At 60.0% G+C, this 19,720-nt stretch carries 22 protein-coding genes and 2 tRNA genes; 2 read left to right on the forward strand and 22 right to left on the reverse strand.

Going from position 1 to position 19,720, the window contains the following annotated elements; genetic code table 11:
• Positions 1-5: 5 nt before the first annotated feature.
• The 5 genes from CLH61_RS03950 to dapA are packed head-to-tail and all read right to left on the reverse strand — an operon-like array spanning position 6 to position 4,615.
• A complete protein-coding gene (locus CLH61_RS03950; protein ID WP_099613412.1) occupies positions 6-1,013 on the reverse strand; it encodes an NAD-dependent epimerase in 1,008 nt (335 codons plus the stop codon).
• 45 nt (positions 1,014-1,058) lie between these two features.
• A complete protein-coding gene (locus tag CLH61_RS03955) occupies positions 1,059-1,796 on the reverse strand; it encodes a TIGR04219 family outer membrane beta-barrel protein (protein ID WP_099613413.1) in 738 nt (245 codons plus the stop codon).
• A 53-nt stretch (positions 1,797-1,849) separates the two neighbouring features.
• Positions 1,850-2,563: a phosphoribosylaminoimidazolesuccinocarboxamide synthase gene (gene purC, locus CLH61_RS03960; RefSeq protein ID WP_099613414.1), complete on the reverse strand. Its 714-nt coding sequence runs from the start codon at positions 2,561-2,563 to the stop codon at positions 1,850-1,852.
• Positions 2,564-2,607: 44 nt separating this feature from the next.
• Positions 2,608-3,684: an outer membrane protein assembly factor BamC gene (gene bamC / locus CLH61_RS03965; protein WP_228152521.1), complete on the reverse strand. Its 1,077-nt coding sequence runs from the start codon at positions 3,682-3,684 to the stop codon at positions 2,608-2,610.
• Between the two features lie 55 nt (positions 3,685-3,739).
• Positions 3,740-4,615 (reverse strand): 4-hydroxy-tetrahydrodipicolinate synthase, encoded by an 876-nt coding sequence (gene dapA, locus CLH61_RS03970; protein ID WP_099613416.1) that lies wholly within the window; start codon positions 4,613-4,615, stop codon positions 3,740-3,742.
• 74 nt (positions 4,616-4,689) lie between these two features.
• Here dapA and CLH61_RS03975 point away from each other — a divergent pair, with 74 nt between their 5' ends.
• On the forward strand, positions 4,690-5,157 hold the full coding sequence (locus CLH61_RS03975; RefSeq protein ID WP_099613417.1) for a peroxiredoxin: 468 nt from the start codon (positions 4,690-4,692) through the stop codon (positions 5,155-5,157).
• Between the two features lie 82 nt (positions 5,158-5,239).
• On the opposite strand, the gene CLH61_RS03980 is transcribed toward CLH61_RS03975, so the two are convergent.
• Together CLH61_RS03980 and CLH61_RS03985 are read right to left on the reverse strand one after the other, a co-directional pair.
• Positions 5,240-6,313 (reverse strand): AI-2E family transporter, encoded by a 1,074-nt coding sequence (locus tag CLH61_RS03980; RefSeq protein ID WP_099613418.1) that lies wholly within the window; start codon positions 6,311-6,313, stop codon positions 5,240-5,242.
• A gap of 30 nt (positions 6,314-6,343) precedes the next feature.
• On the reverse strand, positions 6,344-6,571 hold the full coding sequence (locus tag CLH61_RS03985) for a sulfurtransferase TusA family protein (RefSeq protein ID WP_099613419.1): 228 nt from the start codon (positions 6,569-6,571) through the stop codon (positions 6,344-6,346).
• 171 nt (positions 6,572-6,742) lie between these two features.
• On the opposite strand from CLH61_RS03985, the gene CLH61_RS03990 reads away from it, so the two are divergent.
• Complete coding sequence (locus CLH61_RS03990; RefSeq protein ID WP_211289060.1) at positions 6,743-8,176, forward strand: M48 family metalloprotease; 1,434 nt, start codon at positions 6,743-6,745, stop codon at positions 8,174-8,176.
• Positions 8,177-8,191: 15 nt separating this feature from the next.
• On the opposite strand, the gene nadA is transcribed toward CLH61_RS03990, so the two are convergent.
• From nadA to CLH61_RS04065, 15 genes are all read right to left on the reverse strand, one after another.
• A complete protein-coding gene (gene nadA / locus CLH61_RS03995; RefSeq protein ID WP_099613421.1) occupies positions 8,192-9,253 on the reverse strand; it encodes a quinolinate synthase NadA in 1,062 nt (353 codons plus the stop codon).
• Between the two features lie 210 nt (positions 9,254-9,463).
• Positions 9,464-9,539 (reverse strand) — tRNA-Lys (locus tag CLH61_RS04000).
• Between the two features lie 100 nt (positions 9,540-9,639).
• A tRNA-Lys gene (locus tag CLH61_RS04005) sits at positions 9,640-9,715 on the reverse strand.
• Positions 9,716-9,807: 92 nt separating this feature from the next.
• Positions 9,808-10,548, reverse strand: coding sequence for a tol-pal system protein YbgF (gene ybgF / locus CLH61_RS04010; protein WP_099613422.1), 741 nt, complete (start codon positions 10,546-10,548; stop codon positions 9,808-9,810).
• Between the two features lie 27 nt (positions 10,549-10,575).
• Positions 10,576-11,136 (reverse strand): peptidoglycan-associated lipoprotein Pal, encoded by a 561-nt coding sequence (gene pal, locus CLH61_RS04015; RefSeq protein ID WP_099613423.1) that lies wholly within the window; start codon positions 11,134-11,136, stop codon positions 10,576-10,578.
• Between the two features lie 54 nt (positions 11,137-11,190).
• Positions 11,191-12,516 carry a Tol-Pal system beta propeller repeat protein TolB gene (tolB, locus tag CLH61_RS04020; RefSeq protein WP_099613424.1) on the reverse strand — a complete coding sequence of 442 codons (1,326 nt, stop codon included), beginning with the start codon at positions 12,514-12,516 and terminating at the stop codon, positions 11,191-11,193.
• A gap of 18 nt (positions 12,517-12,534) precedes the next feature.
• Positions 12,535-13,470 (reverse strand): cell envelope integrity protein TolA, encoded by a 936-nt coding sequence (gene tolA / locus CLH61_RS04025; protein WP_099613425.1) that lies wholly within the window; start codon positions 13,468-13,470, stop codon positions 12,535-12,537.
• A gap of 74 nt (positions 13,471-13,544) precedes the next feature.
• Positions 13,545-14,006 carry a protein TolR gene (gene tolR / locus CLH61_RS04030; protein WP_099613426.1) on the reverse strand — a complete coding sequence of 154 codons (462 nt, stop codon included), beginning with the start codon at positions 14,004-14,006 and terminating at the stop codon, positions 13,545-13,547.
• 36 nt (positions 14,007-14,042) lie between these two features.
• Positions 14,043-14,735, reverse strand: a complete 693-nt coding sequence (gene tolQ, locus CLH61_RS04035; protein ID WP_099613427.1) for a protein TolQ — start codon at positions 14,733-14,735, stop codon at positions 14,043-14,045.
• A 3-nt stretch (positions 14,736-14,738) separates the two neighbouring features.
• Positions 14,739-15,197 (reverse strand): YbgC/FadM family acyl-CoA thioesterase, encoded by a 459-nt coding sequence (locus CLH61_RS04040; RefSeq protein ID WP_407657551.1) that lies wholly within the window; start codon positions 15,195-15,197, stop codon positions 14,739-14,741.
• Positions 15,187-16,215: a Holliday junction branch migration DNA helicase RuvB gene (gene ruvB / locus CLH61_RS04045; RefSeq protein ID WP_099613429.1), complete on the reverse strand. Its 1,029-nt coding sequence runs from the start codon at positions 16,213-16,215 to the stop codon at positions 15,187-15,189. Before ruvB ends, CLH61_RS04040 begins: the two co-directional genes overlap by 11 nt.
• 140 nt (positions 16,216-16,355) lie before the next feature.
• Positions 16,356-16,979: a Holliday junction branch migration protein RuvA gene (gene ruvA / locus CLH61_RS04050; protein WP_099613430.1), complete on the reverse strand. Its 624-nt coding sequence runs from the start codon at positions 16,977-16,979 to the stop codon at positions 16,356-16,358.
• A 30-nt stretch (positions 16,980-17,009) separates the two neighbouring features.
• Positions 17,010-17,546 (reverse strand): crossover junction endodeoxyribonuclease RuvC, encoded by a 537-nt coding sequence (ruvC, locus tag CLH61_RS04055; protein WP_099613431.1) that lies wholly within the window; start codon positions 17,544-17,546, stop codon positions 17,010-17,012.
• 26 nt (positions 17,547-17,572) lie between these two features.
• Positions 17,573-19,387, reverse strand: a complete 1,815-nt coding sequence (gene aspS / locus CLH61_RS04060; protein WP_099613432.1) for an aspartate--tRNA ligase — start codon at positions 19,385-19,387, stop codon at positions 17,573-17,575.
• A 41-nt stretch (positions 19,388-19,428) separates the two neighbouring features.
• Positions 19,429-19,674 (reverse strand): FmdB family zinc ribbon protein, encoded by a 246-nt coding sequence (locus CLH61_RS04065; RefSeq protein WP_099613433.1) that lies wholly within the window; start codon positions 19,672-19,674, stop codon positions 19,429-19,431.
• Positions 19,675-19,720 lie beyond the last annotated feature (46 nt).

Here is a 19,720-nt window from a genome sequence, read left to right on the forward strand (position 1 = left end):
GGAGATCACACCTTGTAGAAGTCGCGATACCAGTCCACAAACCTGGCAATACCATCTTCCACGGTGGTAGCGGGCTTGTAGCCGACATCGCTGATCAGGTCGTCAACGTTGGCGTAGGTGGCCGGGACATCGCCCGGTTGCAGAGGCAACAGGTTCTTCTCGGCTTTCTTGCCGACCCGGTCTTCAATAATTTCGATAAAACGTGACAGCTCCACCGGGTTGTTGCTGCCGATGTTGTACAGCCGGTACGGCGCCTTGCTGGTGCCGGGATCCGGCCGGGCACCACTCCAGTCACCGTTCGGCTCGGCGACGTGGTCCAGGGTACGGATCACGCCTTCGACAATGTCGTCAATGTAGGTGAAATCGCGCTTGTGATGGCCGTGGTTGAACACGTCAATCGGCTCACCGGCGAGAATCTTTCGGGTGAAGATGAACAGCGCCATATCCGGTCGCCCCCAGGGGCCGTATACGGTAAAGAACCGCAAGCCGGTGGTGGGCAGGTTGTACAGATGGCTGTAGGTGTGGGCCATCAGCTCGTTGGCTTTCTTGGACGCCGCGTACAGGCTCAGCGGGTGGTCGACGTTGTCATGGACGCTGAACGGCATGGCCTCATTGGCGCCGTACACCGAACTGCTGGACGCGTAGACCAGATGTTTGACATCGTTATGGCGGCAACCTTCCAGAATGTTCATGAAGCCGACCAGGTTGGCGTCCACATAGGCATGGGGATTTTCCAGCGAGTAACGGACCCCGGCCTGGGCCGCCAGGTGGACCACGCGCTCCGGTTTGTGCTCGCGGAACACTGCCTCCATCGCGCCACGGTCGGCAACATCCTTCCGCACCTCGGTAAAGCCCGGATTGCCTGTCAGGCGTGCCAGGCGGGCCTCTTTGAGCTTGACGTCGTAGTAATCGTTTACGTTGTCGACGCCAATCACTTCATCACCGCGATCCAGCAGGCGATGGGCCAGGTGTGAACCGATGAATCCGGCGGTACCCGTAACGAGGATCTTCAAGGTCTGGTCTCCATCTTGTTCATCATCCTGTCCCGAACCCGCAGGTCAGAAGGTCAGGCCAACACTCGCGAAGGGCCCGGACAACTCCACATCCATCTTGTCGTCGTCATCTTCGTAGTCAATGGACATCTGACGGTATCCCGCGCGCAGCTGCAGCAGGGAGATCTCATACTGGCCATACACGTTGAAGTCATGGAGTGAGTCGCCACTGTAGCTGATCAGGTTACCTTCACCGCCGACGGACACACCGGTAAACGGCAGATCAAAACGGGCAGCCAGGTAGCCCATCGGGATAACCGCATCGACGGTGGTTTCACTGACCCTGCCACCAACAAAGGTTTCGCGCACAATCAGTTCGCCATCCAGCTTGCGGGCGGTCAGGCCCAGGTCCAGGTTGACCCAGTTATCGAGCACTTCGTAGTACAGGGTGAGGTCCAGCTGGTCGATGTCGAGTTCGGAATCGACATCGGTTCCCGGCAAAATCCCGTCGAAGGCTTCAAGGCCAATCTGGCCGCTGCCGTTCTGGGAAATCGAGGCGTAATTCACCCGTACGTTCGGCAGCACCGGAACCGGGTGCTCAAAGTAGGCGGTAAAGTTGGCGTTACTGTCGCTGCTCAGGTTCAGGTCGTTCTCGATGTCTACCGCAGAGCCCTTGTTGACCACGTCACCGGACAGCTCGGAATCCCAGTAACTGACGTTGGCACCCACGCCGAGGACATCGGCAGAGGCCAGCGGCGCCGCCAGTACCATCGAACCACCGAATGCAAGGATCAGTTTACGCATAAGTTACCCTTCTGATGATGTTGTTATCGTCGTTGTTTGTGTTGCTGCATCGGTCAGTCGAACTGGATGCCCAGACGGCGACCAACTTCCTCATAGGCTTCGATGACGTCACCAAGGCCCTGACGGAAACGGTCCTTGTCCATCTTTTTGCGGGTTTCCTTGTCCCAGATCCGGCAGCCGTCGGGGCTGAACTCATCACCGAGCACGATCTCACCACCGCAACGGCCGAACTCCAGCTTGTAATCCACCAGCAGCATGCCGGCGTCGTCAAACAGCTTTTTCAGCACGTCGTTGACCTGGTAGGTCAGCTCTTTCATCCGGGCCAGCTCGTCGGCAGCGGCCCAGCCCAGGCTGATGGCCAGGGAGTCGTTAACCATCGGGTCGTGCAGCGCATCATTCTTCAGAAACAGCTCGAAGGTCGGCGGATTCAGTTCCTTGCCTTCTTCGACACCGAGGCGACGGCACAGGCTGCCCGCAGCCACGTTACGGACCACACACTCCACCGGAATCATGTCGAGTTTCTTGACCAGGGACTCGGTGGGCGACAGCAGTCCCTCAAAATGGGTGGGCACACCTGCCGCTTCGAGCTTTTCCATGATGAACGCGTTAAAGCGATTATTCACCATGCCCTTGCGGTTCAGCTGCTCGACCTTCTGGCCGTCAAATGCCGACGTATCGTCGCGGAACACCAGGACAAACCGCTCGGGATCATCGGTACGGTAAACAGACTTGGCCTTGCCGGCATACAGCTCTTCGCGCTTTTCCATTTCAGCTCTCCGCAAGTGCCGGAAACCGTCCGGCACTTCGTTGGTTAATAGAGGTAATCAAACAGTTTGGACAACAGTGCGGACGACCGGTCACTGCCATCGTAATCCGGCGCCCTGGCGGCCGTTACCAACAGGCTACCGTCGCGCTCCGCAAGGCGAACATTAAAGGTGTACTCCGGCTTGGGGTCATCCGCAAACCAGCTGAAGAAACCCGGCTTGCGCTCATCTTCGCTGCGGAAATCCACGTAGAACTGGCCTTCGCTACGGTCGAGGTCAACTACCGGCACTTCGGCTTCGGCGAGGGCACGGCGCAGCTCGGCCCAGGCACGGTCGTATTCCAGATCGAGCCGGATTGCCACCGGCTGTTCGTTCTCGCTGATCAGCCTGACCCGGGGATCGCTGGTCATGCCCAGGGCAGCACGGGAATAGGACTTGGTGTCATCCCGGTTACGCATGAAGTCGCCCAGATCCGCCAGCAGCCGCTTGCTCAGGGCCAGTTGTTGCTCCGTGCGGTCAGCGTCATCCCAACCCAGCAGCCCGCTATCTGCTGACGACAGCTCACGGCGTCGCAACTGGATCTCGGTGGTTTTACGGCGCACGCCCGGGGTTATCCGCGCCTGCACCAGCACCTTCGCTTCACCGGCGTTGGCGTCGCTATCCAGTTCAACCAGTTGCCGGGCCCGCTTGCTGAAGTTGACGACTTCACTCTGCATCAGGCCAAGCTGCGCATTATCGTCAGCGACACCCAACCCCCGCTCGTTCATCCATGCCATCACCACCGGCCAGACCCGCCCGGGGACGTCGTTGACTAGCAACCAGGCCTGGTCATCCAGTTCCTCAACAACGTAATTCTCGTCGAGGATTTCCGCGGTCATATCCGGAGGCTTGGGGATTTCGGAACTGAACATGCGCTGGGCGCTGGCCGGACGAACGTCCCGTATTGCCAGCGCCTGCCCCAGACGGTCATCATCCAGGCCCTGCGGTACTTTCAGTGGGTCACGCTCGGGCGCATCCACGTAACGCTCCGAGCGATCCTCGACAAAACTGCAGGCCGGCAACGCCAGAACGCACATCAGGCCCAGTGCGGGCCCGACGATTTTTTTTGCTTTCACAGACTTCATCCTGAACGGCAATACCATCAGGCCACTCCAGTGGTTGAACGTCGACGCACGCAGATCAGAGAATGCCTGCGGCTCTCAGGGCTTCTTCCACTTCGCCGTGGAACTTATCACTCAGCGGGGTCAAAGGCAGACGAATGCCCTCGCCGATCAGCCCCATGCGCTGCAACGCCCACTTCACCGGAATCGGGTTAGCCTCGAGGAACAGCTTGCGGTTCAGCGGCATCAGCAGCTCGTTTAGGCGCTCGGTTTCTTCCCGGTCGCCGGCCATCGCCGCTTCACACAACTGGGACATGGCTTTGGGGGCCACGTTGGCGGTCACCGAAATGTTGCCGTTGGCGCCAGCGAGCATCAGGTCCGCCGCCGTTGCGTCATCGCCGGAATAGACTGCCAGACGCCCCTTGACCGCCTCGATCAGTTCGGCGCCGCGGGGGATGTTACCGGTCGCATCCTTGATGCCCACAATGTTGGGAATATCGGCCAGCCGCTCGACAGTCTCGTTGAGCATATCGCAGGCCGTGCGTCCGGGGACGTTATAAAGAATCTGGTCAACCGGAACCGCTTCCGCAATGGCACGGAAGTGCCGGTATAGGCCTTCCTGGGTCGGCTTGTTGTAATACGGCACAACCAGCAGACAGGCGTCGGCACCGAGCTTGTGGGCTTCGGTGGTCAGTTCAATGGCTTCCCGGGTGCTGTTGGCACCAGTGCCGGCAATCACCGCGATGCGTCCGCTGACACGTTTTATGATATGCCCGATAACCCGGCAATGCTCATCCGGATCCAGCGTTGCGGATTCGCCGGTGGTTCCCACGGCGACAATTCCGTGCGTCCCGTTGTCAAGATGAAAGTCCACCAGTCGGTCCAGATGCTCCCAGTGGATGCTGCCATCCGGGTGCATGGGTGTAACCAGTGCGACGAGGCTACCCGTAATCATAAAGACTCCGTCCAGATAAAACCGATATGGTAATGTTGGGGCGGTACTGACACAAGGGAAATAGAGGAGAAGCCATGCCCGCAGTTGAACTTAACCAACCGGTAGCAGATTTCGAAGCCGCGGCCACCGGTGACCAGACGGTGCGCCTGTCCGAATTAAAAGGCCGCAATGTGGTGATTTATTTCTACCCGAAAGACAACACCCCGGGCTGCACCACCGAAGGTCAGGATTTCCGCGACCGCTTTGACGAGTTTGCCGCCCTGGATACGGTCATTTTCGGGGTTTCCCGCGACGGCATGAAAGCCCACGAGAACTTCCGCGCCAAACACAGCTTTCCTTTCCAGCTGATTTCCGACAAGGACGAGTCGGTCTGCAATCACTTCGATGTGATCAAACTCAAGAAGCTCTATGGCAAGGAGTACATGGGCATAGATCGCAGCACCTTCCTCATCGACAAGGACGGCGTACTGCGACGGGAATGGCGCTCGGTCAAGGTCAAGGGCCACGCCGACGAGGTTCTGGAAGCGGTCCGCGCACTTTAAGGCTGGCTTTGCCCCGATAGCAAAACAGCCGTCCGGTGAATCCGGGACGGCTGTTTTTCATGGGTCAGAGGCGACGCGGGCGCTAGCGCTCGGTCATCTCGTACCCGTTGTCCTTGACCGGCCAGGCCGAGAAGACCGCCTTCAGCATGGTGGCAAGGGGAATTGCAAAGAACACACCCCACAGCCCCCAGATGCCACCGAAGAACAACACCGCAATGATGATGACCACCGGGTGCAGATTGTTGACCTCCGAGAACAGCACCGGCACCAGCACGTTACCGTCCAGGGCCTGGATGATGCCGTAGACCACCATCACCCAGATAAACTGGCTGCCCCAGCCAAAGGCAAACAGACCAATCATCGCCACCGGCACGGTGACGACCGCCGCACCGATGTACGGAATGACCACACTCAGCCCAACCAGCAATGCCAGCAGCGCTGCGTAAGGCATCCCCAGGAGTTTGAACGCGACATAGGTCACGCCCCCCACGATCAGGATTTCCACCGCCTTGCCACGCACATAGTTGGCACACTGCAGGTTCACTTCGTGCCAGATCTGCAGCATCATCGGCCGCTGGTTCGGCAGCAGGCGCCCGATCGAACCCAGCAGCAGGCGGCGGTCCTTGAGGAAGAAAAACACCAGGATCGGCACCAGCACCATGTAAATCAGCAGCGCAACCACGTCGGGAATACTGGACAGGGAGAACGATACCAGCCACTGGGTGATACGGCCCGCCTCGGTGGTTACCTGGTAGTAAATGGTGTTGACCGTCTCCATGGAGACCAGCGTCGGATACTGCTGCGGCAGCAATTCCAGGTAAGACTGCATTTCACGGAAGATCCGCGGCGCCTCTCCCGCCAGCGAGGTGACCTGGGTCCAGATCAATGGCAGTAAGCCGAACAGGAAACCCATCAGCACACCGAGGAACACCACGAACACGCCGACAATCGCAGCAAGCTCCGGCACACCGAGCCGGGTCAGCTTGGTCACCAGGCCCTGAAGGATAAACGCGACAATCAGCGCTGCAATGGCCGGCGCCAGCATATGGCCGAGGAAAATAATGCCGAGAATGCCAATCAGGATCAGCAGGAAAAGGATGACAGCTTCGTCATCTGAAAAGTATTTGTGGGCAAGACCGCGTAAAATCCGAACCATCAACGTCTCCGTGAACTCACAGGTGCCGGTTTAGCCACCGCACCTTATCACAAACCGGAACTGGCCACCGGACTCGGAGCTTTCGACCAGTTCATGGGCGGACAACCGGAGGAAGGCCGGAATATCCCGTGCGGAGCCGGCATCCGTTGCGATAACTTCCAGCTCCTGCCCCGGCTCCATGGAGTTGAGCTCAAGCTTGGTCTTCAACAGGGGCATCGGGCACCGCAGCCCCGAAGCATCAAGGGTTCTGTCTGCCATAGTCGTTCGGTTCCAGGACAACCCCGGTACGGGGCAAGAAAATTTTCGAGCCGGCATTATGCCGGCAGTGTTGCAGTAATGCACCACAAACCATATAGAGTAATGTACCAGAACTTTTTACACCTGCAGCCTGTCCAAAGGCACGGTGATTCAACCGGGAAACCGCACGCTATGAAGCAACTGCTGCTGGCACTGCTTGTTGTCATAACCGCCCTGCCCGCCACCGCCCAGGAGCGCGACCTCCCCTCCATCGGCGGCTTCGGTGGCGGACTGATTTCCGATCAGCTGGAGGCCGACATCGGCCGACAGGTCATGGGCTCACTACGGCGCTCGGCACCCCGGATCGCTGACCCGCTGGTGGTCGATTATCTGTCCACGATCGTCTATCGGCTGCTGCCGTCGGTCTCCCTGGCGGACCGCAACCTGACGCTGGTGGTTATCGACAGCCCGGACCTGAACGCCTTTGCGGTGCCCGGCAACATTGTCGGAGTGAATGGCGGTTTGTTCCTGAACGCCAACAGCGAACAGCAGTTTGCCTCAGTAATTGCCCACGAACTTGCCCACCTCAGCCAGCGTCATTTCGCCCGCCGGCTGGAGCAGCAGGAAACCAGCGCCCCACTGACGCTGGCCGGCATGATCGCCGGCATCGTGCTGTCTGCCGTCACCCAGTCGGACATCGGCATTGCCGCCATCGCCGGCACCCAGGCTCTGGCAGTCCAGAACATGCTGCAGTACAGCCGATCCCACGAGCAGGAAGCGGACCGCGTCGGCCTGGACATTCTTGCCGAATCAGGCCTCGAACCCCGGGGCATGCCCGAGATGTTCGAAATCATGATGCGGCAGAACCGCCTGCAGGGTAACCATGTGCCGGAGTACCTCTCGACCCACCCACTGACCCAGAGCCGGGTGTCCGATACGCGCAGCCGCGCAGAACAGTATCCCGAACAATCCGTTGAGGACGGCCTGGAGTACCACCTGGTGCGGGCCCGCCTCCAGGTGCATTATGCCCGCTCTCCCCAAGAGGCCGAGACTGTGTTCCGGAGCGCGCTCGAGCGCGCGGAAAACAAGGACAACGAGGCGATTCGCTACGGCATGGCCTACGCCCGACTGGAGGCCGGACAGGCCGCAGAAGCCGAGGCCGTCCTGCGGGAGTTGCTGGCCAGTCAGCCCGGCCGGATTACCTACCAGGTTACCCTGGCAGAGGCGCTGATTGCCCGGGACAAACATGCCGAAGCCCGCAGCCTGCTGACTGCTGCCCTCGACCGCAATCCGGGCAACTACCCGATTACCGATACGCTTGCCCGCCTGGAAATCGCTGCTGGCAACGGCACACGCGCGGCCGACTACCTTTCCGGCCTCACCCGCGACTACCCGCAGCGGGACGACCTGTGGCTACGGCTGGCGGAAGCGGAAGGCATGGCGAGGGATATTGTTGGAGTGCATCGGGCCAGGGCCGAGTACGACATCCTGCTCGGCGATCTGGAGGCCGCCCAGCGCCAGTTGCGCCAGGCCCAGGAAAAGATACCGCCCGGCGCACCTCTGCGCCAGGTGGTCACTGAACGGTTAAGCGAAGTTTCCGGCCAGCTGGCGCAACAAAACCGCTGACTGGCCGGCGGCCGATCAGGCGTTGCCTGCTGCCTTCAGATTCATACCCGCGGTAAAGTCGAGCATCCGCTGCAGGGGGCGCAGGGCGTCGTCGCGCAATGCCGGATCGACGGTGATCTCCTGATCGCCATGCTCCAGGACATGGAGCAGGTTCTCGAGACCGTTCATCGCCATCCACGGGCAATGGGCACAGCTGCGGCAGGTTGCCCCGTTGCCGGCGGTAGGCGCCTCGATCAGCGTCTTGTTCGGCGCCAACTGCTGCATCTTGTAGAAGATGCCGTTATCGGTAGCAACAATAAAGCGCTCATTGGGCAAGGTCTGCACAGCGTGAATGAGCTGTGAGGTGGACCCGACCACGTCCGCCAGCTCGACCACGGCATCCGGAGATTCCGGGTGCACCAGCACTGCCGCATCCGGGTACAGCGCCTTCAGGTCTTCCAGACCGCGATACTTGAACTCTTCGTGCACGATGCAGGAGCCATCCCACAACAGCACGTCAGCACCGGTGGTCTTCTGCACGTAGTGCCCCAGGTGTTTGTCCGGCGCCCACAGGATCTTTTCGCCCCGGGCATCCAGATCTTCCACAATGGCCTTGGCGCAGCTGGAGGTGACGACCCAGTCAGCCCGCGCCTTGACGGCCGCCGAGGTGTTGGCATAGACCACCACCGTGCGATCCGGGTGCTGGTCGCAGAACGCCGCAAACTCGTCCGCAGGGCAGCCGATATCCAGCGAACAGGTGGCCTCAAGTGTAGGCATCAGTACCCGCTTCTCGGGATTCAGGATCTTGGCTGTTTCGCCCATGAACTTGACGCCCGCCACAACAATCGTCGAAGCGCTGTGCTGGTTGCCGAAACGGGCCATCTCCAGGGAATCTGCCACACAGCCACCGGTTTCTTCCGCCAGTCGCTGGATTTCCGGATCGGTATAGTAGTGCGCGACGAGAACCGCATCCTGGTCCTTCAGGGCCTGGCGGATACGCGCCTCGAGGCCCGCCTTTTCTTCGGCACTCAATGGTTTCGGCTCAGCCTGGTGAGCGAGGTGTTCCTGGACCAGAATCCGGTCTTCAGCTCGTGTCATTGCTGCATCTCTGTATTTGCCGTTGGACGGGTTGAGTATATCACTTACGCCGGCAGATTCATGAGCAGTTCACCGGACCGACATCATGCGGTCATAACGTTGGACCAGCCCGCCGCCAGCGCCCGGGGTATAGGCAAAAAAGGGTACAGGCAAAAAAAAAGAGCCCGAAGGCTCTTTTTTCTGACAGCTTCCGCAGGACAGCTGTCGTGTTGGTGGGTCGTGAAGGATTCGAACCTTCGACCAATTGGTTAAAAGCCAACTGCTCTACCAACTGAGCTAACGACCCGTAACTTTCGAAGCCGCGATACACCCACCGGAATCAACCAGTGATTGTCGCTCTTCGTGGAGGATTGTCCGCGCTCAGCCGCCGACAACCTTCCGCAATATGGTGGGTCGTGAAGGATTCGAACCTTCGACCAATTGGTTAAAAGCCAACTGCTCTACCAACTGAGCTAACGACCCAAGCGAGGCGCATATACTACTGATTTTTTTGCGCTGTTCAACCCCTTTTTTCAGGATTGTTGCGACTTTTTTTCCTCTCCGGCGCTCAATGATTAATTGGCAGCCAGATACTCCCCGGCCAGCTTGGCCGCACCGGAATTCGGATAGCTCTTCACCACCTTCTCCATCTGCCTCCTGGCCTCCGCCTTGTCACCCAGGCGATCATTCGTCACACCAAGCTTGTAAACCGCATCGGACGCCTTACGATGATCCGCGTAGCGGGTCGCGACAATGGTGAATGCCTGCTTTGCCTGCTCAAGCTTGGGCTGCACCAGATAAACCTCACCCAGCCAATAGTAGGCATTGACGGTCAGGTCACCTTCCGGGTATTCGCCGATAAAATCGTACAGCTTGCCGATGGCCGCGTCGTAATCTTTCTGCTCGCGGATCAGCGCCTGGATTTCCTGGTAGGCGGCCCGTTCCTTGGCATCCGGTTGCCGGTATTCCCGGGTCGGGGTTGCCTGCGGTGATTCTCCGGCAGGGCTTTCGCCACCATCATTGCCCGCTGACGGGGCCGGTTGCGCCCCACCCTGCCCGTCCAGCTTGCCGGACAGGTCGAGAATCCGCTGGTCCAGATCGATATAACGATCCCGTGACTGGCGCGACAGCCGATCAATCTGATTACGCTGTTCTTCCACTTCTCCCTGCAGGCGACGGACCTCCTGCTGCAGTTGCTGGATCATGTAGAACATTTCGGCATTGGCCTGGCCACCGGGGGCCGATTGCGCCAGCGCACTGCCCGCTTGCCCGAGGGCAAGCGAGAGCGCAACTGTCGCCATGAGTGATTTTCTCATGGATATTCCCGTTGCTGGGTTTGTCGATTACTGAAAAATCAGTTCAACGCGACGGTTCTGGGCCCATGCACTGTCAGTGGAACCCATAACCGCTGGCTTCTCTTCACCATAGCTTACGGTTTCGATCTGGCCACGTGAAGCACCGTTTACAATCAGGAAGCGCTCAACTGCGTTGGCACGACGCTCACCCAGCGCCAGGTTGTATTCCTTGGTGCCACGCTCATCGCCATGACCTTCGAGACGGACCTGCTGGCTCGGATTGGCTGCCAGGAACTTGGCATGGGCAACCAGCACGTCACGGGCTTCCGGCTTGATCTCAGAGGTATCGAAATCAAAGTAGAAGGTGGTGATCTGACGCATGGCTTCCATCTCGGCACGCTCCTGCGCAGCCTGACGCTCTTCGGCACTCAGCTGGCCGGAAGAAATGCCACCGTCGTCGGTGCCGCCGTATACGGTGCTGCCATCCTGCCCGGAAGCCGCGGTGTCGGTGTAGCCTTCATCCACGGTTTCACCGGTGGAGCTACAGCCAGCCATCAGGCCGAGGGAGAAAACCATTGCAACCGCTTTCTGCTTCATTGAAATATTCATAGTCACTTCCTTCTTTTCCATGAGTTGAACTTTTTATTGGCCAGAGTCACCGCTTCAGCGGGAAATCGGTGACCAGGCCGGGTCACGGACATCACCTTCAGAGGCTGGCAAGGTGTAATTTGCCCCGCCATCTGCGGAAATCACCGTGAGAACGCTTTGGCCGTTCTGTTGTGTTGCGTAAATCAGCATTCGCCCGTTAGGCGAAACACTGGGCGACTCATCCAGCTTGGTGCGCGTAAGTACGGTTTCTTCGCCTGTTTCAAGGTTGGTACGGGCAATGTGGAACGCCCCTTCACGCTGGTGGACGTAATAGACGTACTTGCCATCCGCACTCGGGCGTGGCCGGGCGTTGTAACGGCTGCCGAAGGTAATCCGTCGCGGCTCCGCACCTTCACTTTCCATGTAATAGACCTGCGGCCCGCCGGAGCGATCCGACGTGAAGAAGATCCCGCGACCACGATGATCCCAGGTGGCTTCCGTGTCGATCGACCAGTGATTGGTCAAGCGCTTCAGCGAGCGGCTGGCTATATCCATTTTGTAGATCTCTGCGTTGCCATCCTTCGACAACGTCAATAATAACGAGCGGCCATCCGGCGACCAGGCCGGTGCCGAGTTCAGCCCCTTGAATTCCGCGATTCGGGTACGCTTGCCGGAACTCAGTTCATGAAGGTAGATAGCCGGCTTGCTGCTCTCGAAGGAGACATACGCCAACTGTTTGCCGTCCGGCGACCAGGCCGGTGACAGAATGGGCTCCCGGCTGTCGAGCCGGATCCGGGCCCGCTTGCCATCCACATCACTGACCTGCAGCTTGTAAAGGGGCTTGCCATTGACGTTCTGCAGGGTCACGTACGCCAACCGGGTTGAAAAGGCGCCAGGCACCCCGGTAATGGCTTCATAGACCTTGTCGCTGATGTGGTGCGCCAGGGTACGGATATTGCTGACCGGAGCCGAGGCAGTCTCGCCCAGCAGACGGCTTTCCCGGTTGACATCGAACAGCTCATAACGGGCACTGACCCGGTCGCCTTCCCGCTGCATCTGGCCTACCAGAACGTAACGCTGTCCCAGCATCCGCCAGTCCCGGAAAAAAACCTCATCGCCTTTTGACGGCAAGCTGAGCATTTTTTCCGGTGGCAGCGGACGAAACTCGCCGCTCATCGCCAGGTCGTCACGAATAATCGTGCTCACGTTATCGCCGGCCGGCATGGCACCGGACTCGGCAAAAGGCACCACCGACAGGGGAATGGCGGCGTCCGCACCCTCGGTAATCCGGATCAGCAACTCTGCACTGGCCGGGCCTGCCGAGACCAGGAGTGCCAGTACCAGAGACCAGAGACCGGATTTCAGCGCCCGGAAACGATGGGTATTGATCCTGTTGCTCATAATCGATTCCCTTGTCCTTTATCTCAACCGCCGCGGGTTGAATTCAATGGTGAACTGCCGGAAATAGCGTTCAAACGTATCCCTGCTGTCCGGGATCGGATAGCGACTCAGGGACCGCACGGCACTTACGGCCGAGTTGTCAAAAGCGGTATTGCCGCTGCTGCTGACCAGTTTGACCGATGCCAGTTCGCCGGTCGGCAGCAAGGTAATCTGCAGTCGTGCCGTCATGTCCTCGGTTGCCGATGAAGGCGGATACCAGGCCTGGCTCAGACGCTCTCGAATCAGCGCCTGGTACTTTTCGCTTTCCGACATCATCTGGCTTTCCCGGGCCTTGGCCGCAGCCGCAGCGGCCTGACGCTGTGCCTCAGCCTCCTGCGCCTTGCTGGCCTGCTCTGCCAGGGCTTCCAGTTGCTGCTCCCGCAGCCGGCGCTCTGCCTCTTTGCGTTTTTCCTCGGCCGCCTGCCGGGCCTGCTCTTCCTGTTCCTGGCGCTGGCGTTCCAGCTCTTGCTGGCGACGCTTCTCTTCTGCCGCCTTGCGGGCAGCTTCTTCCTTGCGCTGTTTCTCGGCTTCCGCCTGCTGGCGGGCACGTTCCCGGGCTTCCGCATCGGCTTTCTGCCTGGCCGCTTCCGCTTCCTTTGCCTTACGCTCCTTTTCCAGCGCGACCTGGCGCTCCTGCTCACGCTTGCGGGCTTGCTCGCGGGCCTGCGCTTCCTCTGCCTTGCGTTGTTCTTCGGCCTGCCGCCGGGCCTCTGCCTTGCGCTGCTCCTCGAGGCGGCGTTGCTCCTCCTGAGGATCCGGCTGTTGTACCGGCTCCATCTGGGGACTCGGCTCCGGCTGCGGCGCAATCAGACGTGCCGCAATCGTCCGTGGCTTCGGCTCGTCCAGTGGCTTGGTCCAACTCCAGCCCACCAGCGCCACTACAACCAGTGCAATGTGCAGGCCTACAGACAGCATAACCGGTGATTTCCACGGTGGCTGTCCGGTCCGGGTTACATCGCGTTCATGACCTGTCACGGATAAAACCTGCCTTACTTGCTGTCATTAGCCGCGTCGTCTGCAAACGCTTCGGTAATCAGCCCCACGCTCGAGGCCCCGGCACCCTGCAGCTCAGCCATCAGGCGCACCACCACACCGTATTCCACATGCTCATCACCACGGACCAGCACCTCACCATTGGCCCGCTCCGACAGGATCGTGGCCACCTGGCTGCGCAGCTCACCAAGGCTCATCGGATCGCTGCCGCGGTCTCCCACCTCCAGGTAGTACGCGCCGGCGGCGTCTACCGACACAATGATCGATTCCACGTCCTTCTGGGCCTGGATCGGATCGGAGGTGGTCTCCGGCAGGTCAACCTTGACGCCCTGGGTCAACATCGGCGCGGTCACCATAAAGATCACCAACAGCACCAGCATCACGTCGATGTAGGGAACCACGTTGATTTCCGACATCGGCTTGCGGCGTGCCGTGGGCATCATTCCCATGCCTTTCATATCTGCCTGCTCCTGGTTAACTGGACCTGCCCGTTATCAGGCACCTGAAGCCTGCTCACTGCTGTGAACCCGACGATGGAGAATGCTGGAGAATTCCTCCGCAAAGGTTTCGTAGTTCTTCAGCAGGGCATCCGACCGGGCGGCAAAGCGGTTGTAGGCGATGACCGCCGGAATGGCCGCAAACAGGCCCATGGCCGTGGCGATCAGCGCCTCGGAGATCCCGGGGGCCACCGTTGCCAGCGTCGCCTGCTGCACCTGGGCCAGGCCCCGGAACGAGTTCATAATGCCCCAGACCGTACCAAACAGGCCGACATAGGGACTGGTGGAGCCGACGGTTGCGAGGAACGGCAGGTGCATTTCCAGCCGCTCCTGTTCGCGGGAAAACGCCACGCGCATGGCCCGCTGGGATCCATCCATGACGGCATCGGCATCCCGGCTTTGCTGACGGAGACGGGAGAACTCCTTGAAGCCGGCACGGAACACCGACTCCAGGCCTGAATAGGGCGTCGGGTTGGCGCTGACATCGCGGTAGAGCTGCCCCAGGTCCATGCCGGACCAGAACCGCTCTTCGAACTCGAGCTGTGCCTTGCGGGCCTTCTTGAATACCTGCAAGCGCTGGAAAATCAGGGCCCAGGAGACCATCGAAGCCAGCACCAGCAGCAGCATGACCAGCTGCACCAGCAGACCCGCATTGGAGATGAGATACCAAACAGAAACTTCTGACTCCACCTTTTACTCCTGGCTCATTCCGGTTGATGAGTTAGTGTCATGATAATGTTCAAGCAGCTGCCGCATGTTATCGGGCAGCCGGCGTGGCCGACCGCTGTCGAGGGCTACGCAGGCAACCCGGACATCCGCCTCGGACAGCACTTTACGGTCACTGGCCCGCAGCACACATTGACGGAAATCCATCCAGACTCTTCCGAACGCCACCGGATCGGCGGTCACCAGCAACTGGTCGTCCAGTTTCGCCGGTACGGCATAATGTATCGACAGGCGCTGAACAACATAGCTGATGTTGTCCGCCAGCCCCGCCCGCAGCCCAACGCCACGGTTACGTATCCATTCCGTTCTTGCCCGTTCCATGTAATGCAGGTATTTGGCATGGAACACGATGCCGCCGGCATCGGTATCCTCAATATAGACCCGCACCGGCCATTCGAACGACTGCTGGCTCGTGTCAGCCAAGATGGTCCTCCCGCGACCCGGCGCCGGACGCCACTCCGAAGTGCTGATAGGCAGTGGAGGTGACCATGCGGCCGCGGGGCGTCCGCACCATGAAGCCCTGCTGGATCAGGAAGGGTTCGAGTACGTCCTCGATGGTGCCACGCTCTTCACTGATCGCTGCCGCCAGGCTTTCGACCCCAACCGGGCCGCCGTCGAATTTCTCGATCATCGCCAGCAGCAGGCGGCGGTCCATGTGGTCAAAGCCCTGATGGTCCACCTTGAGCATGTTCAGGGCCTCGTCCGCCACCTGCTCGGTAATCCGGCCATCGGCACGGACTTCGGCATAATCCCGCACCCGCCGCAGCAGTCGGTTGGCAATCCGCGGGGTACCGCGGGAACGACGGGCAATTTCAAAGGCGCCGGTTTCATCAATGACGACACCCGACAAGCGTGCGGACCGCAGAATGATGCTGGTCAGGTCCGCGGTGTTATAGAACTCAAGCCGCTGGACAATGCCAAAACGGTCGCGCAGCGGCGACGTCAGCAATCCGGCGCGAGTGGTCGCCCCCACCAGGGTAAACGGCGGCAGGTCCAGCTTGATCGAACGGGCGGCCGGGCCTTCGCCGATCATGATGTCGAGCTGGTAATCCTCCATCGCCGGGTAGAGCACTTCCTCCACCGCGGCACTGAGCCGGTGAATTTCGTCAATAAAGAGAACGTCACCCTCTTCCAGGTTGGTCAGCATGGCAGCCAGGTCACCGGCTTTCTCCAGCACCGGGCCGGAGGTGGTCTTGATGGACACACCCATTTCATTGGCAATGATGTTGGCCAGCGTGGTCTTGCCCAGACCGGGCGGGCCGAAGATCAGCACGTGATCGAGAGCTTCCTGGCGGCCCCGGGCGGCGGAGATGAAAATCTCCATCTGGTCCCGCACCGAAGGCTGGCCGACATACTCTGCCAACAGGCCGGGGCGAATGGCCCGGTCCTGAACTTCTTCATACTGGCCTGCCTGGGCAGAAATCAGACGATCCGATTCAATCATGGGTAATGCTCATATCCGGGGCAACGCTTGACGGATGCTCACTGGCACTTCAAAACGCCACCCATTGTACAAACAGCCACTTGGCTGTCACGTTACGCTCTATACAGGTTACCGATGGCGACGTACCCGGACCGGTCCTTTCAGCTGGCCGGTATCATGTTTCTCAGTGCCAGACGGATGAGCTCTTCCCGGCTGCGCCCCTCCTCTGCCACCCGGCTCACCGCCCGGGCCGCTTCCTGGGGTTTGTAGCCCAGGGCAATCAGGGCCGCTTCCGCTTCCTCAACCGCATCTGCACTGCGCACCACCGGCGCTTCCCCGGAACCTGTCGCCGCCGACTCCACAGTAACAAACTGCCCTTCAAGTTGCCCTATCCTGTCAGCCATTTCAATCAGCAACCGCTCCGCGGTTTTCTTTCCGACGCCAGGCAATTTGACCAGCGCGTTAACATCCCGGCCATCCACGCAACGGATGAACTGGTTGGCATCGAGTCCGGACAGTATGCCCAGGGCGAGCTTGGGCCCGACTCCGTTGACCTTGATCAGCAGGCGGAACAGGTTACGGTCCAGCGCGGCGACGAAACCATACAGACTCTGGGCATCCTCGCGAACGGCGAAGTGGGTATGCAGGATTACCTCACTGCCGGCGTCGGGAAGCTGAAAAAAGGTGGTGTAGGGAATGTCGACTTCGTAACCCAGTCCCGCGCATTCAACCAGCGCCCGGGCCGGGGATTTTTCGATGAGTTGTCCTCGGATCCGACCAATCAAACCTGATCTCCTGCGGCACTCGGGCCGTGTTTACAGTTGTCGTACGCGGCCGCCACGCACCTTGCCGCCAGCACCACCGCCGGCAACCAGCCGGCTGACGCTCTGGCTCATGTGAGCGTGACACAGCGCAATGGCCAGGGCATCCGCCGCATCCGCCTGGGGTCGGGACGACAAGGCAAGGAGCACCTGCACCATGTGCTGAACCTGGGATTTGTCTGCTCCACCCTTGCCGACCACGGCCTGCTTGACCTGGCGGGCGGAATACTCATGAACGGCGAGACCGCTGTTGGCGGCACTGACGATGGCCGCCCCCCGGGCCTGCCCCAATTTGAGGGCGGAATCCGGGTTACGGGCCATAAAGACCTGCTCGATCGCGAATTCTTCCGGACGGAATTCTCCGATCAGCGTTGCAAGACTGTGAAAGATGGTTTGCAGCCGCTCCGGCATGGGTTTTTCGCCCACCCGGATACAGCCGCTATCGATGTACTGCACGTGGCGGCCCTCGGCGCGGATGATACCGTAACCGGTAATCCGCGAACCGGGGTCTACACCAAGAATGATGGCCAAGCTTGCTCCTCAGGCCGCTCGTGCATTCAGTTGCTGTCGCCGGCGGGGGCTTCGGCCACGTTGCCTTCGCCGTTCTTTGCCGCCGGCTTGCGCAGCCGGATATGCAGTTCGCGCAACTGTTTTTCGTCCACTTCGCCCGGTGCCTGGGTCATCAGACAGGTCGCGCTCTGGGTTTTCGGGAAGGCGATCACGTCCCGGATGGAGGTCGCGCCGGTCATCAGCATGATCAGCCGGTCCAGGCCGAAAGCCAGACCGCCGTGGGGCGGACAGCCGAACTTCAGGGCGTCGAGCAGGAAGCCGAACTTGGCCCGGGCCTCTTCTTCGCCAATCCCCAGGATGCGGAATACCGTCTCCTGCATCTTGCCATCGTGAATACGGATGGAACCGCCACCAAGCTCGGTGCCATTCAGCACCATGTCGTAGGCACGGGACAGTGCGGTAGCCGGTGAAGCTTCCAGTTCTTCCGGCGTGCAGGACGGCGCGGTGAACGGATGGTGGATGGCGGTCAGGCCACCGTCGGCGGTTTCCTCGAACATCGGGAAGTCCACCACCCACATCGGCGCCCACTCACAGGTCAGCATCTTGAGGTCGTGACCCACCCGGATACGCAAGGCACCCAGGGCTTCGTTGACCACCACTTCCTTGTCCGCACCGAAGAATACGATGTCGCCATCTTCGGCACCCACCCGCTCGATGACCGCCATGGCGACGTCATCGCCGAGGAACTTGACTATCGGGGACTGCAGGCCTTCAGCACCCTTGGCCAGTTCGTTGACTTTGATGTAGGCCAGGCCCTTGGCACCGTAAATGCCGACAAATTTGGTGTATTCGTCGATCTGCTTGCGGGTCAGCTCACCACCTTTCGGTACCCGCAAAGCGGCGACGCGACCCTTCGGATCCTTGGCCGGGCCGGCGAAGACCTTGAAGTCGACATTTTCCACCAGGTCTGCCACATCCAGCAGCTCCAGCGGGATGCGCAGGTCGGGCTTGTCACTGCCGAAGCGGCGCATGGCTTCGGAATAGGGCATGCGCGGGAAGTCCGGAAGGTCCACCTTCAGCACATCGCGGAACAGGTTGCGGATCATGTTCTCGTTGAGCGACATCAGCGTTTCTTCATCGATAAACGAGGCCTCGACGTCCACCTGGGTAAACTCCGGCTGACGGTCGGCACGCAGATCTTCATCACGGAAACACTTGGCAATCTGGTAGTAGCGGTCAACACCCGACACCATCAGCAGCTGCTTGAACAGCTGAGGCGACTGCGGCAGGGCAAAGAACGACCCTTCGTGGGTACGGCTCGGCACCAGGTAATCACGGGCACCTTCCGGCGTAGCACGGGTCAGGATCGGGGTTTCCACATCCATGAATCCGTTGCTGTCCAGGTAGTTACGGATGTAACTGGTCACCCGGGAACGGAACCGCAGACGATTAAGCATTTCCGGACGGCGCAGGTCGACAAAACGGTACTTGAGACGGACGTCCTCGCCAACGTCCACATGCTCGTCGAGCGGGAACGGCGGCGTGGCAGCGGCGTTGAGGATCTCCAGGCCGGTACCCAGCACTTCAACCTGGCCAGTCGGCATGTTGGCATTTTCAGTACCCGCCGGGCGGCGACGGACACGACCGGTCACCTTGATGACAAATTCGCTGCGCACTTTCTCTGCCAGCGCAAAGCTTTCCGGGGTGTCCGGGTCAAACACGACCTGTGACATGCCGTCACGATCGCGAAGGTCGAGGAAGATTACCCCGCCATGATCCCGGCGACGATGCACCCAGCCGCAAAGTGTGACGACCTGGTCGATGTGAGATTCGTTGATTCCACCGCAATAATGACTGCGCATACCCGTTCCCGTTAGTTCTGAAATGTGCGATTTAATTGGTCTCAGCCCGCCGCTGGCTCTTTGGACGCTGATGAACTGCCCTTGTCGACCAGGTTCTTCTTCGACCCGGTCTTGAAATCGGTTTCATACCAGCCTGTTCCCGCCAGGCGGAAGCCTGCTGCGGATATCCGCTTGCGGAACGCAGGTTCCTGACAGGACGGACAATCCTTCAGCGGCTCGTCACTCATCTTCTGGAGTACGTCCTTCTCAAAGCCGCACTCGTTACACACATATTCATAAATCGGCATGTTCAATACCCCATAACATAACCAACACCGGCCTCTCCGGCGACGC

The sequence above is a fragment of the Marinobacter profundi genome, assembly GCF_002744715.1.
Classification (GTDB): Bacteria; Pseudomonadota; Gammaproteobacteria; order Pseudomonadales; family Oleiphilaceae; genus Marinobacter; species Marinobacter profundi.

What these genes read in the sequence shown, in the direction of transcription:
- CLH61_RS03955 (WP_099613413.1), bottom strand. Translation starts at nt 1,796, where the DNA reads ATGCGTAAACTGATCCTTGCATTCGGTGGTTCGATGGTACTGGCGGCG.
- CLH61_RS03975 (WP_099613417.1), top strand. Translation starts at nt 4,690, where the DNA reads ATGCCCGCAGTTGAACTTAACCAACCGGTAGCAGATTTCGAAGCCGCG.
- CLH61_RS03990 (WP_211289060.1), top strand. Translation starts at nt 6,743, where the DNA reads ATGAAGCAACTGCTGCTGGCACTGCTTGTTGTCATAACCGCCCTGCCC.
- aspS (WP_099613432.1), bottom strand. Translation starts at nt 19,387, where the DNA reads ATGCGCAGTCATTATTGCGGTGGAATCAACGAATCTCACATCGACCAG.
- CLH61_RS03985 (WP_099613419.1), bottom strand. Translation starts at nt 6,571, where the DNA reads ATGGCAGACAGAACCCTTGATGCTTCGGGGCTGCGGTGCCCGATGCCC.
- ruvB (WP_099613429.1), bottom strand. Translation starts at nt 16,215, where the DNA reads ATGATTGAATCGGATCGTCTGATTTCTGCCCAGGCAGGCCAGTATGAA.
- purC (WP_099613414.1), bottom strand. Translation starts at nt 2,563, where the DNA reads ATGGAAAAGCGCGAAGAGCTGTATGCCGGCAAGGCCAAGTCTGTTTAC.
- pal (WP_099613423.1), bottom strand. Translation starts at nt 11,136, where the DNA reads ATGAATATTTCAATGAAGCAGAAAGCGGTTGCAATGGTTTTCTCCCTC.
- dapA (WP_099613416.1), bottom strand. Translation starts at nt 4,615, where the DNA reads ATGATTACGGGTAGCCTCGTCGCACTGGTTACACCCATGCACCCGGAT.
- CLH61_RS04065 (WP_099613433.1), bottom strand. Translation starts at nt 19,674, where the DNA reads ATGCCGATTTATGAATATGTGTGTAACGAGTGCGGCTTTGAGAAGGAC.
- bamC (WP_228152521.1), bottom strand. Translation starts at nt 3,684, where the DNA reads ATGAAGTCTGTGAAAGCAAAAAAAATCGTCGGGCCCGCACTGGGCCTG.
- tolB (WP_099613424.1), bottom strand. Translation starts at nt 12,516, where the DNA reads ATGAGCAACAGGATCAATACCCATCGTTTCCGGGCGCTGAAATCCGGT.
- ybgF (WP_099613422.1), bottom strand. Translation starts at nt 10,548, where the DNA reads ATGAGAAAATCACTCATGGCGACAGTTGCGCTCTCGCTTGCCCTCGGG.
- CLH61_RS03980 (WP_099613418.1), bottom strand. Translation starts at nt 6,313, where the DNA reads ATGGTTCGGATTTTACGCGGTCTTGCCCACAAATACTTTTCAGATGAC.
- tolR (WP_099613426.1), bottom strand. Translation starts at nt 14,006, where the DNA reads ATGAAAGGCATGGGAATGATGCCCACGGCACGCCGCAAGCCGATGTCG.
- nadA (WP_099613421.1), bottom strand. Translation starts at nt 9,253, where the DNA reads ATGACACGAGCTGAAGACCGGATTCTGGTCCAGGAACACCTCGCTCAC.
- tolA (WP_099613425.1), bottom strand. Translation starts at nt 13,470, where the DNA reads ATGCTGTCTGTAGGCCTGCACATTGCACTGGTTGTAGTGGCGCTGGTG.